Raw genomic sequence first — 13,103 nt, 5'->3', positions numbered from 1 at the left:
TGCATAAATTCTGGGCGACATGGACGCCGCATGAACCTCATCAGCCTCGATATCCGCATGCTCCGGTCGCTGATCTCCGTGGTCGAGACCGGCAGCATCACCGAGACCGCGCGGCGGCTGGGCCGCACCCAGCCGGCGATCACCCTGCAATTGCAGCGGCTGGAGGAGCTCACCGGCAAGCAATTGTTCGAGCATGTCGGGCGCCGGCTGACGCTGAGCGAGGACGGCACCACGGTTCTCACCTACGCCAAATCCATCCTGCGGTTGCATGACGAATTGATTTCGCAACTGGCGTCGCAGGAGATCGAGGGTCAGGTCGTACTCGGCACGCCCGACCTCTATGCCGCCTTCATGCTGCCGCAGATCCTCAGCGTGTTCCGAAAATCATTCCCGCGCGTCCAGGTCGAGCTCAATTGCGCGCTCTCGACGCCGCTGGTGGGCCTCGTCAAGCGCGGCGATGTCGACATCGCGCTCGTCACCCGCATGAACGATTTTACGGGCGGCCAGGTGGTACGGCGCGAGCAACTGGTCTGGATGACCGGCGAGCAGTCCTCCGCGCACCAGGAACGGCCTATCCCGCTGGCGTTGCTGCCGCCCGGCAACATCTATCGCGACTACGCGATTGACACGCTGGAACGTGCGAATCTGCGCTGGCGCATCGCCTGCGTCAGCGAAAGCGTCGGCGGCCTCCAGGCGGCGGCCTTCGCCGGCATGGCCGTGACCGTACTCGGCCGCAGCGCGCTGGTGCCGGCGATGCGCGAGATCGGCCCGAACGAGGGCCTGCCGCCGCTGCCGAAGATCGAGCTGCTGCTTTACAAGTCGAGCGGCGCGACCTCGAAGGCGGCGACCGCCTTGCACGACTATCTCGCGCACTATCTGCGCCTCGACGAGGAGCTCAGCGGCCGCGGCGAGCCGATCGAGCTGGGATAAAGCCATCCGGACGTTCGCGCAGCGGTCGTCCCAAACTGCGTCCCGGGTCCACGATCGCAGACAAAGAGCGACCGGCTTGCTGCGGTGATATCCTCTTTGATTGGCCTAGCGAACGAGGCGGTTGCTTCCTGCATTGGCATTGCGCGGCTCGGTTGCTGGAGCCACTCGGACGAGGACCGTGAGCGGTGTGCCGTTGCGCAGCAGAGCGAGCTTCACCTCGTCGCCGACCCGCGCAAGACCAATGGTATTGCGCAGCTGCGCGGCGGTGCGGATCGGGCGGCCCTCCGCCGTGGTGACAATGTCGCCCTTGTGCAGGCCAGCCTTCTCGGCCGGCGAATCCGCGGCAACTTCGGCGATGAGCGCGCCTTCGGTGCGTCCCTTGTTGACGGACGGGTGGAGGTCCTTCAGCGAAATGCCGATGCGACCGCGCTCGACCCTGCCGGTGGCGATGATCTGCTCCATCACCTTGCGCGCCATGTTGACGGGAATGGCAAAGCCAATACCGACATTGCCGCCAGCGGGCGAGATGATGGCCGAATTTATGCCGACCAGTTCGCCCTGCAGGCTGACCAGCGCGCCGCCGGAATTGCCGGGATTGATAGCGGCGTCGGTCTGAATGAAGTCTTCATAACCCTGCTTGCCGAGGCCGGTTCGGCCTAGGGCGCTGACGAGGCCCGACGTCACCGTCTGGCCGAGGCCGAAGGGATTGCCGATCGCGAGCACGAAGTCCCCGACTTCCAGTGCGTCGCTGTCACCGAGGGGAAGCGCCTTCAGTCCGGTCGGATTCTGGATCTGGAGCACGGCGACGTCCGTCGGCGAGTCGCGGCCGACGACCTTTGCGGAAAACTGCCGGCCGTCCTTGGTCGTGATCTGGAGGGCGGAGGTGCCTTCGACCACGTGGTTGTTGGTCAGCACGTAGCCGCTCCGGGCATCGACGATCACGCCGGAGCCGGTCGCGCTGACTTCCTTCTCGATCTGCCTCGGAACGTCGAAGAATTCGCGGAACAGCGGGTCACGATAGAGCGGATTGTCCTCGCGTACCCGGCCGTGCACCGAGATGTTGACCACCGCCGGCGTCACCTGCCGAACCAGAGGCGCCAAAGTCGGCACCGAGCCGCCCGGCTTCAGATCGGGGATCTGGCCTGCGGCGGGATGTGACGCCGTCAGTATCAGCACCAGCAACGCAAGCGAGAACGAACGCATTGCAATCGTCTTCATGACCTGTCGCATCGTCTGAGATTGAAATCAGAGAGCCGCTTCACGTTTGTCTGGCGGCACGTCGAGCCAGCCTTGCAAGGCTAAAAATGGAATGGCCCAGGCCGCGGAGACCTGGCCGACCAGCACCAGAGCAAGAACCTCCTGCGTGAGCATCACGCGCCTCGCCGTTCTGCGGCGGCCCAAGGCGCCGCAGGCGCATCGGGACGCCGCCGCCGCGCGGCGGGTCGTCGTCATTGTCGCCGTCGAGCCGGCGCAGGGCCGCGAGAATATCGGCGAGCCGAATCGTATGGTTCATGCCGGGAATTTCACGCAAAGCGGGACAGGATTCGACCGCGTACATGTCGGACGCCCATGACGACAGGATGATCCGCTTCTCCGGCGTGGAGAGCTCCTTTGCATTCAGGACATCCGCGGGCGAACCGTAGTGAACCGCGGGATGAAACAGCGGGTTGAGATTTCCGGAATTCGTATTCACGTTTGTCATCGGTTGGGCCTCCCCTGACGCTCCTTTCGAAGGGATGGATGTGCTGTCGAATGGCCGTTCTCTCATGCATGTGGGAGCGCGGCGCGCATATCTGAGCGCCGCGTTCCACCATTCCCCTCGATCGAGCGCTTAGGCTGCTTTCTTCTGCTCGATCTGAGTTGCAGGAGAGGCCGCGCCCGCGATCTGGATCCGGCGCGGCTTCATCGCTTCCGGAACCTCACGGACGAGGTCGATGATCAAGAGGCCGTCCTGGAAGGACGCCTGCTTCACCTGGACATAATCGGCCAGGTTGAACACGCGCCGGAACGGCCGTGCGGCGATACCCTGGTACAGATATTCGCCCGTCGCGCCTTCGGGCTTCTTGCCCTCGACGGTCAGCGCATTCTGTTCGGCCGTCACCGTGATATCGTTGACGCCAAAGCCCGCCACAGCGAGGCTGATCCGGTAGTGATCTTCGCCGGAGCGTTCGATGTTATAGGGGGGATAGTTGTCTTCGCTCGCCTGGCGCAGCGCGCTGTCGACGAGACCGGCCAGATGATCGAAGCCGACGGTGGAGCGCCACAGGGGCGCGAAGTCAAACGTGGTCCTCATAACCAAGTCCTCCAAAGAGCAAGATGGATACGAAGGAGCGCAGGACAGGGTTTTAGACGGGTCCAAAGACACCGGCCCGGCGCCCGCTCCGGGCCCCTCGCGGGCACCCGGCACACCGCTCTCGCGGCGAAAATGACTTAGAAGAACGCAAGTCGACTTCAAGAGGGCCCCTCGAAAAATTTTTTGGGGCGCAGAGGCCAACCGGGAGGACGCGGCCGGCCGGTTCCAGGCCGGGTTCGGCTCACGCCTTCACGCGGGCACGGTCCGGTTCGCGCAACGTCAGCTGTGGCCAGAACGCCGCCCATGGCTGGGCCGCTTCGAACGCAGCGGCGATGCGGAAGATCATGGGCTCGTCGAGCCAGGGAGCGACGATCTGCAAGCCGATCGGCAGCCCATCGCGATCGAAGCCGCAGGGCAGCGTCGCGGCCGGGAGGCCGGCGAGATTGATCGGCCAGGTGAAGGGCGACCAGCCGAGATGCGGATCGACCTTGCCGCCGTCGATCGTGTCGACGCCGAGGCGGCCGGCCTCGAACGCGGTCACCGCGACGGTCGGCGTCACCAGCGCATCGACTCGCTCGAACAGCTTCAGGAAGCTGCTGCGAGCCTGGGCGCGGCGATACCCTGCTTCGATATAGTCCGTGCCGCTGTAGCGCCTGCCGGCACTGATGACGTCAAGATAATCTGCTTCGGAGCTGGCGAGATCGGCCGTGGTCTTGCTCGAGACCGCGCCCGCCTGTTCGGTAAAGGCGATCGGCTTCAGCGTGTGCTCCAGGATCCCGGGATCGAGGCCCGGACCATCCATGGTGACCTGCGCGCCGCAGGCATCGAGAATGGCCAGCCCCTTGCCGAACGCCGCGCGCACATCGGGGCTGACCGCGGCGTAGCCGAGATCGACGCTGGCGCCGATGCGAATGCCGTTCAACGGCGCGGCCTTCGTATCGAACCGACGCGCCGCCACCGGCAGGCTTGCGGGATCGCGCAGATCGTAAGCAGCGATGATCTCCAGCGTCAACGCGGCATCCGCGACCGTGCGCGTAATCGGCCCGGTATGCGCGAGCGAGCCCCAGGACGGTGGCGAGAAGCCGGGCGAACGGGGCACCAGGCCAAAGGTCGGCTTCAGGCCAAACACACCGCAGAAGGACGAGGGCACGCGGATCGAGCCGACCCCATCGGTTCCGATCGCGATCGGACCGCAGCCGGCGGCAACGCCCGCCGCCGCGCCGCCGCTCGATCCGCCACTGGTGCGACCCGGGTTCCAGGGATTGCGCGTGGTGCCGGTGACCGGGCTGTCCGCCGTCAACTTGTAACCGGACTCGCAGGTCGTGGTCTTGCAGGTGACGATCGCACCCGCTTCCTTCAGCGCTGAGACAACCGCCGCGTCGACATCGGGCACGAACGCCTTGTTCATCGGTGAGCCGCCATAGGCCGGCACGCCCGCGACAAAGACCAGGTCCTTGATCGTGACGGGGACACCGGCGAGCGCTCCCTTGGTCTCGCCGGCGCGCATCTCCCTGGTGAGACGGTCGGCCTCCGCCCTCGCCTGCCCGTACATCGGCGTCACCACCGCGTTGCAGGCCTCGTTCGTCGCCTCCAGTGCGGCAATGGTGTCGTCGACGACATCGCGCGGAGTGAACGCCTTGCGCCGGTAGCCGGCCAGGATCTCGGTTGCGGAAAGCGAGCCAAGGCCAGTCGGCACCGGCGGGAAGGCCGTTCGGCCGGAACCATCAGTCATCATCAACCCTAAAAGAGCTAGCTGAGCGCCGCGTCGACGGCGCGCTTGGCCATGACCGTGACGAGATGTGCACGGTAGTCGGCTTCGGCGTGGATATCGGAGGTGAGACCGTCGGTGTCGATCCTGATCGCCGCGATCGCGGACGGATCGAAATTTCGCGACAGTGCTTCTTCCATCGGGGGAACGCGGAATACGCCGGAGCCCGCGCCGGTCACGGCGACGCGAACACCATCGGCGAATTTCGCGACGAACACGCCGACCAGCGCATAGCGCGACGCCGGCGCCTTGAACTTGGCGTAGCCCGCCCTGAGCGGCACGGGAAAGCGGATCGCCGTGATGATCTCGCCAGGTTCAAGCGCGGTCTCGAACAGACCACGGAAGAACCCGTCGGCCGCGATCTCGCGCGTGCTGGTGACGACGGTCGCGCCCAATCCGAGCACACCTGCCGGATAATCGGCCGACGGATCGTTGTTCGCGACGGAGCCACCGATAGTGCCGCGGATGCGTACGGCGGGATCGCCGATCATCGAGGCTAGCGCGGCGAGACCCGGGATCTTCGTCTGCACCAGCTTCGAGGCTGCTACCATGGCATGTGGCGTCATTGCACCGATGGTGATGGTGCCGCCGTCGTTGGTGATGCCCTTCAGATCTCCGAGCCTCGACAGGTCGACTAGGGCTGGCGGACTGGCGAGCCGCTGCTTCAGCGTCGGGATCAGCGTCATGCCGCCGGCGAGGAGCTTGCTGTCTTCGATCGAGGTCAGCAGTTTGGCAGCGTCGGGAATCCGGTCCGGCTGGTGATAGGCAAACGGCTTCATTGTCATCCTCCCTATTCCGCAGCGACCGGCAGCGACGCGTTCTGCAGCAGGCGCCAGATCCGGTTCGGCGTTGCCGGCATGTCGACATGGGTGACGCCGAGATGCGACAGCGCATCGACCACCGCGTTGATGACGGCGGCCGGCGAACCGATGGTGCCGACCTCGCCGCAGCCCTTCACGCCCATCGGCGTGTGCGTACACAGCGTCGAATGGGTCGCGATGTTCATCATCGGCATGTGGTCGGCGCGCGGCATGCAATAGTCCATCAGCGAGCCCGATAGCAGCTGGCCCGAGCCCTCGTCATAGACCGCGTTCTCGTACAGCGCCTGACCGACGCCCTGCACGATGCCGCCGTGCAACTGGCCCTCCACGATCATCGGGTTGATGACAGTGCCGACGTCGTCCACCGCGGTGTAATTGACCAGCGTCACCGTGCCGGTCTCCGGGTCGATCTCGACCTCGGCAATGTGGCAGCCGCCGGGATAGGTGAAGTTGACGGGATCATAATAAGCCTGCTCTTCGAGCCCCGGCTCCAGCACTTCGAGCGGATAGTCGTGCGGCACGTAGGCGGCGCCCGCGATCTCCTCGAACGTCCTCATGCGGTCGGTGCCTGCGACCGAGAATTTTCCAGCCTCGAACTGGATATCCACTTCGGCCGCTTCAAGCAGATGCGCCGCGATCTTCTTGCCTTTCGCGACCACCTTGTCCGTCGCCTTCGACAGCGCCGCGCCGCCGACCACCAGCGAACGCGAGCCATAGGTGCCCATGCCGAACTGCACGCGATCGGTATCGCCGAACACGATGTCGACATTGTCAAACGCGACGCCGAGCTTTTCCGAGACGATCTGGGCGAACGTCGTCTCGTGGCCCTGGCCGTGATTGTGGGTGCCGATCATGACCGTGACCTGGCCGGTCGGATGCACCCGCACCGTGGCGCTCTCATAGAGCCCGCCCCGCGCGCCCAATCGTCCCGCGAAGCGCGACGGCGCGAGGCCGCAGGCCTCGACATAGGTCGAGTAGCCGAGCCCGCGGAATTTGCCCCTGCGCGCCGACTCCGCCTTGCGGATACCGAAATTCTTGACGTCGGCCGCGACAAGAGCGCCGTCGAGACACCCCATCGGATCGCCGGAATCGTACTGCACCAGCACCGGCGTCTGGTACGGATAAGCCTCCTTCGGGATCATGTTGCGTCGGCGGATCTCGACGCGGTCGATGCCCATCTCGCTGGCTGCGACGTCGACGATGCGCTCCAACACGAAAGTCGCCTCGGGCCGGCCTGCGCCGCGATAGGCGTCGACCGGAACGGTGTTGGTGAACACCACCTTCACGTTGCAGTAGATTGCCGGCGTGGTGTAGACGCCACCGAGCAACGGTCCGTAGAGATTGGTCGGGATGTTCGGTCCGAAGGTCGAGAGATAGCCGCCCATATTGGCGAGCGTGTTGACACGGAAGGCCAGAAACTTTCCGGTCTCGTCCAGTGCGAGTTCGGCCTCGGTGACGTGATCGCGGCCGTGGCGATCGGAGACGTAGCCTTCCGACCGGCTCGCGACCCATTTGATCGGCCGCATCACGCGCTTGGCGGCCCAGGTGATCACGGCCTCTTCGCCGTAGTGGAACTGCTTGACGCCGAAGCCGCCGCCGACATCGGGCGCGACCACGCGCAGCTTGTGCTGCGGAATGTTCAGCACCAGCGCGCCCATCAAGAAGCGCACGACATGCGGGAACTGGCTGGTGGTCCACAGCGTGAAGCGATCCGTGCCGGGCTCGTATTCGGCGATCGCCGCGCGCGGCTCCATCGGGTTGCCGATCAGCCGGTTGTTGACGAGGCTGAGCTTTGCGACATGGGCCGCCTTCCGGAAGGCGGTCTCGACCGCGGCCTTGTCGCCGAGCTCCCAATCGCAACAGATGTTGTTCGGAACGTCGTCGAACAGTTGCGGCGCGCCGGGCCGCACGGCTTCGAGCACGCCGACCACCGAGGGCAGCACCTCGTAATCGACTGTCAGCAGCTCGGCTGCCGCGCCGGCCTGCGCCGGCGTCTCCGCGACGACGAAGGCCACCATGTCGCCGACGAAGCGCACCTTGCCCTGCGCCAGCATCGGGAACGGCGGCTCCTTCATCGGCACGCCCTTGGCATCCGAGATACCCCAGCCGCAGGGCAGCGACCCCAGCTTGTCGGCGGCGGCATCCTCGCCGGTCAGCACCGCGATGACGCCGGGCGATGCCAGGGCCGCACTCTTGTCGATGCCGCGCAGGATCGCGTGTCCGTGCGGCGAGCGCACGAACACACCCGCCGTCATGCCCGGACGCTTGATGTCGGAGACGTAACTGCCGCGTCCGGTGAGGAAGCGCTGGTCCTCTTTCCGTTTAGGTGAAGCGCCGATCCCGATCACATGGCCCATGGTCACTCTCCCTTGGCCGCGTTCATGGCGGCGGCGCCTGCCATGACCGAGATGACGATGTTCTGATAGCCGGTGCAGCGGCAGATATTGCCTTCGAGGCCGTGACGGACGTCGGCCTCCGTCAGGTTCGGCTTCTCGGCCGCGAGCGCCACCGCCGTCATCAGCATGCCGGGTGTGCAAAAGCCGCATTGCAGACCGTGATGCTCGCGAAATGCCTCTTGCATCGGATGCAGCCGGTTCGAACCCGGCACACCTTGCAGGCCCTCGATGGTGAGCAGCGTCGCACCGTCGAGCGCGGGCGCAAGCAGCGTACAGCTCTTCACCGGCAGGCCGTCGAGGTGCACGACACAGGCGCCGCACTGGCTGGTGTCACAGCCGATATGGGTGCCGGTGAGGTTGAGCCGCTCGCGCAGCAGCTCGGCGACCAGCGTCGCCGGTTCGACATCCACAGTTGTCGGCCGTCCGTTGAGTGTGAAGGATATCTGCACGATCATACTCCTGTGCGCGACGGGTCTTTAGGCGAGTGGAAGCGCGCTGCCGGTGGCCCATGTGGCCATCACGACATCGCCGACGGTGAAGGGATCCGCGAAGAAAGTCTTTTCCGGCACGTAGGCCACGAACGCGTCGTCCGGCACGGTGTCGAGCATGACCTTGACGAAATAGCCCTGGTATTCGATCGCGAGCACGCGACTCGGCAGCGAGGTGGAGCAGCCCGGCGGCAGCTCCCTGCCCGGTCGGACCAGCGCGACATCGTCGCGGCGCACGGCGATGTCGATCTTGTCGCCGACGCTGACCGTGGGCCGCGCCTGAAGCGGGACCTCGATGCCGTCAGGCGCGGCCTGCGCGAGCGTAAAGGTCGAACCGTTGACCTTCTCGACCCGCCCCGACAGCACGTTCTGCCCGCCCATGAACTCGGCGACGTAACGATCGTGCGGATGGGCATAGACGTCGCGCGCCGCGCCCGCCTGCTTGATTCTGCCCTGCTCCATCACCACCACGAGATCGGCGAGCGCGATCGCCTCGAGCTGGGTGTGGGTGACGTGGATGAAGGTGATGCCGAGCTCCTGCTGCATCCGCCTGAGCTCCTGGCGCATCTGCACGCGGAGCTGCTCGTCGAGGGCGGACAGCGGCTCGTCGAGCAACAGGACCCTCGGCTCGGTGATCGCGGCACGCGCCAGCGCCACGCGCTGCTGCTGGCCGCCGGAGAGCTGCGCTGGAAGGCGGTCGGCGAATTGCGTCAGATGCACCTTCTCGATCATGGCATCGGCTGCGCGGAGGCGATCGGCCTTCGACATGCCGCGCACGCGGAGCGCAAAGGCGATGTTCTCGCGCACGGTGAGATGCGGGAACAACGCGTAGGACTGAAACATCATCGCGGTGCGCCGCTGCACCGGCGCGAGCCCGACGACGTTCTGGCCGCCGATCACGATCTCGCCGGCGGTCGGGTCCTCGTGGCCGGCGATCATGCGCAGTATCGTGGTCTTGCCGCAGCCGGAGGGGCCGATGAAGCAGCAATAGGCGCCGTCGGCGATCTTGAGGTTGACGCCGTCGACCACATTGCCGACTCCGTCAAAGCTCTTGCAGACGCCCGCCAGTTCGATATCGCCGCGATCGCTCTTCATTTCCCAGCTCAACCCTTTGTGCTGCTGCCGCGCTTCTTCTGGATCAGCACGATGCTGCCCAGGCTCGCGCCGATGACAATGAAGGAGACGATGGTAGTCACGGTGCCGAGCGCATAGAGCGAAGGCGAGGTGACGTTCAGCGTCATGCTCCAGATCTCCAGCGGCAGCGTGTTGAGCGAGCCCGCGGTCTGGAGGCTGCGGGCGAACTCGTCGTAGGAGAGCGTGAAGCCGAACAGCGCGACCGCCACCAGGCCGGGTGCCAGCACCGGGATCATCACCAGCCGGATCGACTGCCAACGGCTGGCGCCGAGGTCGTAGGCCGCCTCCTCCCAGACGTGGTTGAAGCGCGACATCACCGCGAACATCACGAGCACGCCGAACGGCAGCGTCCATGACAGTTGCGCGCCGAGCGCCGAGGTGTACCAGCTCGCATTGAGGCCGAGGGCCTGGAACAACAGACCGGTACCGAGGCCGAGCACGAGTCCCGGTGCGACCAGGCTGCCGATCATCATGTAGAACACGACGGTGTCGCCGCGAAAGCGCTTGCGAAAACCGAGCCCGGCCAGGAACGACACCACCACCGTGATGATAGTGACGATGATCGCGAGCTTGATCGAACGATCGAACGAGCCCTTGACGTCGCCGGTCCGCACTTGGGTGAAGAGATCGACGAACCAGTGCAGCGAAGTGCCCTTCATCGGGAACACGAGGCCGCCACGGATGTCCTGGAACGACAGGACGTAGATACAGAACATCGGGCCGTACAGCGCAATCACATAGAACGCGAACAGTGTCGCCAGAACATAGAACGTCCACGGCCGACCGCCCTTGCTCGGCGCAATCGCCTTTGTCACCGGCGCGATCGCCTTTGACACATCAGCCTTGGGCATGTCGGCGAGAACCGCACTCATCGCGTGATCTCCTGCCTGATGTCGACCGTGCGCAGGATCAGCGAGACGATCGCGACCAGCACCAGCGTCAGCAATACTGCGCTCGCCGCCGCGGTCGGATATTGCAGCACGCCGACATCCTCGTAGAAGGCGCTGACCACAGAGGCCGAGCCGCCGCCGGACATCACCTTGACCACGAAGAAATCGCCCATCACGATCGAGACGACGAAGATGGTGCCGAGGGCGATGCCGCTCTTGGACATCGGCACCACGATCAGCCGCATGATGTCGAAACGACTGGCGCCGGCATCGATCGCGGCCTCGATCAGCTTCTTGTCGATCCGTGCCATGGAATTGAAGATCGGCACGATCATGAAAATGGTGAGCTGATGGACATAGGCGATGACCACCGCAAGGTCGGAGAACAGCAGCACCTCAAGCGGCTGGCGGATCACACCGAGTCCCAGCAGCGCCTGGTTGATCAGGCCTTCCTTGCCGAGCAGCGGAATCCAGGAAATCATCCGGATGATGTTCGAGGTCCAGAACGGCACCGTGCAGAGCAGGAACAGGCCAATCGCCAGTAGTTGGTTGCGGACGTGGAAAACCAGGAAGTATGCGACGAAGAAGCCGATGATCAGCGTGAGGATCCAGGTCAGCAACGTGAACTTGATCGTCGCCAGATACAGCTTCAGCGTCAGCGCCGAATGCAGCACCTCGACATAGCTTGCGAGCGTGAAGCCCGGCGTCAGCCCGCCGAAGCCGTCGGTGGCGAAGAAGCTCGCGGCCAGCACGACCAGGATCGGCGCCACGAAGAACGGTACAAGCACCAGCACGAGCGGCGACACGTAGAGCCAGCCGGCGAGATTTGCGCGTGGTGGGGTTTGAGCTGGACTAAGACTTGGCTGCATGTCGGCAAACGCCTCGAAGTCGGTCATTTGGCACCGGCGCATCGCCGCGCCGGCGTTTCGTTCACGTCAGGGAAAGCAGGTTTCAGGCCACCTTGAAGTCGTTCCAGCGCTTGTTCATGTAGGCGGCTTCGTCCATCAGCGTGTTCCAGCAGGAGATGTTCTTGACGCGGTCGAGGAACGAGCCGCCGTCACGCTTGGTGCCGCTCTTCTCCATCGGCACGCCATAGGGGTCGTTGACCACCTCGGGCGCGGGCTGGCCCTCGTACCAGAATGCCCATTCGGCCGCCGTGAGGAATTTCTTCGCAGTCGAGGGGACCGGGCTGTAATAGCCGTAGCGCGCGACGAAACCGCCCTGCCAGCCCGACAGATACCAGTTGAGATATTCGTAGGCCGCGTCCAGCTTCTTGCCGGAGAGATGTTTCATCAGGCCCATGCCGTTGCACCAGCCGCGATAGCCTTCCTTTCCGTTCTTGATGTTGACCGGCGCGTAGACGCAGGGGATTTCCTTCACGCGTACCGCGGCAACCGCCGGCGACCACATCGACTGGATGACCACTTCGCCCGCCGCCATCAGCTGCACCGACTGGTCGAAGGTGGTCCAGGTCGCGCGGAACTGGCCCTGCTTCTTGAGCTCGATCAGCTTGTTGCAGGTGAAGTCGATCTCCTCCTTGGTCATGTTGCCTTTGTTTCCGTACTTGATCAGCCCGGCGCTTTCGAAGCACAGCGCGGCGTCCATGATGCCGATCGCGGGCACGTCGAGGATCGCGGCCTTGCCTTTGAATTTCGGATCGATCAGATCCTTCCATTCCGTGACTTCATGGCCGACGAGGTCGGGGCGATAGCCGATGGAGTCGGCGTTGTAGACCTGCGGCAGGAAGGTCGCCCATTCGGTCACGCCGTCGCTCAAATCGGTCGAATCGGGCTTGGCGATATACATGGCCTCGTAGGGCGAGATGCCCTGGCGCGGGATCTTGTGACCGTCGATCTCGCCCTTGGTAAAGATCGGCAGGATGTTGTCGAACTCCTTGACCTTCTTGACCTCGATGCCCTGGATCACGCCGCGCTTGGCAGCGAGCTTGGCCTGCCAGCCCTCGAGATCGGCGATATCGACCGTATTTGGCTGGCTTATGAAGCGGTTGATGGCGGCGGAGGTGTCGAGGTTCTGCATCGTCACCTTGAAGCCGAGATCCTTGGCCGCCTGGTCGCCGATCGCCTTCACCACCGAATAGGACACGCCGACATGGCGCAGCTCGATATCCTTGATCTCCTGCGCCCAGATGGTCGGGAATCCGCGGATCGCGTCCGATCCTGCAGCCGCGCCGGCCACCGCCGCGGCGCCCTTCAACAGCGTGCGCCTGCTCAGCTTTTTCGCAGACTTGTCGCTCGTCCCCGCCGGATTGGCAGTGGATGTCCCCTTGTCCCTGTCAAGCATGGCAACCCTCGTTGGCTACAATGAACGTGCGCACCGGTCGCCATTGACCGGCTGCGGATGTGATCAATTGCGAGGGAGGCTA

General features: G+C 64.6%; 13 protein-coding genes. 2 read left to right on the top strand and 11 right to left on the bottom strand.

Annotated features, from left to right (window positions below):
- Positions 1–30: 30 nt before the first annotated feature.
- Entirely contained in the window at positions 31–930 is a 900-nt protein-coding gene (locus tag ACIPUD_RS00220; protein WP_018454035.1) for a LysR substrate-binding domain-containing protein, read from the top strand.
- Positions 931–1,035: 105 nt separating this feature from the next.
- On the opposite strand, the gene ACIPUD_RS00215 is transcribed toward ACIPUD_RS00220, so the two are convergent.
- Both ACIPUD_RS00215 and ACIPUD_RS00210 read right to left on the bottom strand, forming a co-directional pair.
- Positions 1,036–2,148: a trypsin-like peptidase domain-containing protein gene (locus ACIPUD_RS00215; protein ID WP_018454034.1), complete on the bottom strand. Its 1,113-nt coding sequence runs from the start codon at positions 2,146–2,148 to the stop codon at positions 1,036–1,038.
- A 27-nt stretch (positions 2,149–2,175) separates the two neighbouring features.
- Positions 2,176–2,301 (bottom strand): hypothetical protein, encoded by a 126-nt coding sequence (locus tag ACIPUD_RS00210; RefSeq protein WP_317245820.1) that lies wholly within the window; start codon positions 2,299–2,301, stop codon positions 2,176–2,178.
- On the opposite strand from ACIPUD_RS00210, the gene ACIPUD_RS00205 reads away from it, so the two are divergent.
- On the top strand, positions 2,294–2,503 hold the full coding sequence (locus ACIPUD_RS00205) for a hypothetical protein (RefSeq protein ID WP_317245819.1): 210 nt from the start codon (positions 2,294–2,296) through the stop codon (positions 2,501–2,503). The genes ACIPUD_RS00210 and ACIPUD_RS00205 overlap by 8 nt on opposite strands.
- A gap of 258 nt (positions 2,504–2,761) precedes the next feature.
- On the opposite strand, the gene ACIPUD_RS00200 is transcribed toward ACIPUD_RS00205, so the two are convergent.
- The 9 genes from ACIPUD_RS00200 to ACIPUD_RS00160 all read right to left on the bottom strand — a co-directional run bounded on the left by ACIPUD_RS00200 (position 2,762) and on the right by ACIPUD_RS00160 (position 13,021).
- Entirely contained in the window at positions 2,762–3,223 is a 462-nt protein-coding gene (locus ACIPUD_RS00200) for an Hsp20 family protein (protein WP_018454031.1), read from the bottom strand.
- 241 nt (positions 3,224–3,464) lie between these two features.
- Positions 3,465–4,955, bottom strand: coding sequence for an amidase (locus tag ACIPUD_RS00195; protein ID WP_247475587.1), 1,491 nt, complete (start codon positions 4,953–4,955; stop codon positions 3,465–3,467).
- A gap of 17 nt (positions 4,956–4,972) precedes the next feature.
- Complete coding sequence (locus ACIPUD_RS00190) at positions 4,973–5,770, bottom strand: FAD binding domain-containing protein (RefSeq protein ID WP_204512138.1); 798 nt, start codon at positions 5,768–5,770, stop codon at positions 4,973–4,975.
- 11 nt (positions 5,771–5,781) lie between these two features.
- Entirely contained in the window at positions 5,782–8,169 is a 2,388-nt protein-coding gene (locus tag ACIPUD_RS00185) for a xanthine dehydrogenase family protein molybdopterin-binding subunit (RefSeq protein ID WP_317245817.1), read from the bottom strand.
- 2 nt (positions 8,170–8,171) lie between these two features.
- Entirely contained in the window at positions 8,172–8,663 is a 492-nt protein-coding gene (locus tag ACIPUD_RS00180) for a (2Fe-2S)-binding protein (protein ID WP_201263837.1), read from the bottom strand.
- A 21-nt stretch (positions 8,664–8,684) separates the two neighbouring features.
- On the bottom strand, positions 8,685–9,791 hold the full coding sequence (locus ACIPUD_RS00175) for an ABC transporter ATP-binding protein (RefSeq protein ID WP_317245815.1): 1,107 nt from the start codon (positions 9,789–9,791) through the stop codon (positions 8,685–8,687).
- 8 nt (positions 9,792–9,799) lie between these two features.
- The gene (locus ACIPUD_RS00170; RefSeq protein ID WP_018454025.1) at positions 9,800–10,702 is read right to left on the bottom strand and encodes an ABC transporter permease; all 903 of its coding nucleotides are present in this window, start codon (positions 10,700–10,702) and stop codon (positions 9,800–9,802) included.
- The gene (locus ACIPUD_RS00165) at positions 10,699–11,616 is read right to left on the bottom strand and encodes an ABC transporter permease (RefSeq protein ID WP_204512142.1); all 918 of its coding nucleotides are present in this window, start codon (positions 11,614–11,616) and stop codon (positions 10,699–10,701) included. Before ACIPUD_RS00165 ends, ACIPUD_RS00170 begins: the two co-directional genes overlap by 4 nt.
- 55 nt (positions 11,617–11,671) lie before the next feature.
- Entirely contained in the window at positions 11,672–13,021 is a 1,350-nt protein-coding gene (locus ACIPUD_RS00160; protein WP_018454023.1) for an ABC transporter substrate-binding protein, read from the bottom strand.
- Between the last annotated feature and the right edge of the window lie 82 nt (positions 13,022–13,103).

Source organism: Bradyrhizobium sp. CAR08 (assembly GCF_052871955.1).
The sequence above is the reverse complement of the archived record's forward strand: the minus strand, read 5'-3'. Positions and strand labels throughout refer to the sequence as shown.

Bases quoted from the DNA above. Each gene is read 5' to 3' on its own strand.
- ACIPUD_RS00190 (WP_204512138.1), bottom strand. From the start codon at position 5,770: ATGAAGCCGTTTGCCTATCACCAGCCGGACCGGATTCCCGACGCTGCC.
- ACIPUD_RS00215 (WP_018454034.1), bottom strand. From the start codon at position 2,148: ATGAAGACGATTGCAATGCGTTCGTTCTCGCTTGCGTTGCTGGTGCTG.
- ACIPUD_RS00185 (WP_317245817.1), bottom strand. From the start codon at position 8,169: ATGGGCCATGTGATCGGGATCGGCGCTTCACCTAAACGGAAAGAGGAC.
- ACIPUD_RS00175 (WP_317245815.1), bottom strand. From the start codon at position 9,791: ATGAAGAGCGATCGCGGCGATATCGAACTGGCGGGCGTCTGCAAGAGC.
- ACIPUD_RS00165 (WP_204512142.1), bottom strand. From the start codon at position 11,616: ATGACCGACTTCGAGGCGTTTGCCGACATGCAGCCAAGTCTTAGTCCA.
- ACIPUD_RS00195 (WP_247475587.1), bottom strand. From the start codon at position 4,955: ATGACTGATGGTTCCGGCCGAACGGCCTTCCCGCCGGTGCCGACTGGC.
- ACIPUD_RS00170 (WP_018454025.1), bottom strand. From the start codon at position 10,702: ATGAGTGCGGTTCTCGCCGACATGCCCAAGGCTGATGTGTCAAAGGCG.
- ACIPUD_RS00210 (WP_317245820.1), bottom strand. From the start codon at position 2,301: ATGCTCACGCAGGAGGTTCTTGCTCTGGTGCTGGTCGGCCAGGTCTCC.
- ACIPUD_RS00200 (WP_018454031.1), bottom strand. From the start codon at position 3,223: ATGAGGACCACGTTTGACTTCGCGCCCCTGTGGCGCTCCACCGTCGGC.
- ACIPUD_RS00180 (WP_201263837.1), bottom strand. From the start codon at position 8,663: ATGATCGTGCAGATATCCTTCACACTCAACGGACGGCCGACAACTGTG.
- ACIPUD_RS00220 (WP_018454035.1), top strand. From the start codon at position 31: ATGAACCTCATCAGCCTCGATATCCGCATGCTCCGGTCGCTGATCTCC.
- ACIPUD_RS00160 (WP_018454023.1), bottom strand. From the start codon at position 13,021: ATGCTTGACAGGGACAAGGGGACATCCACTGCCAATCCGGCGGGGACG.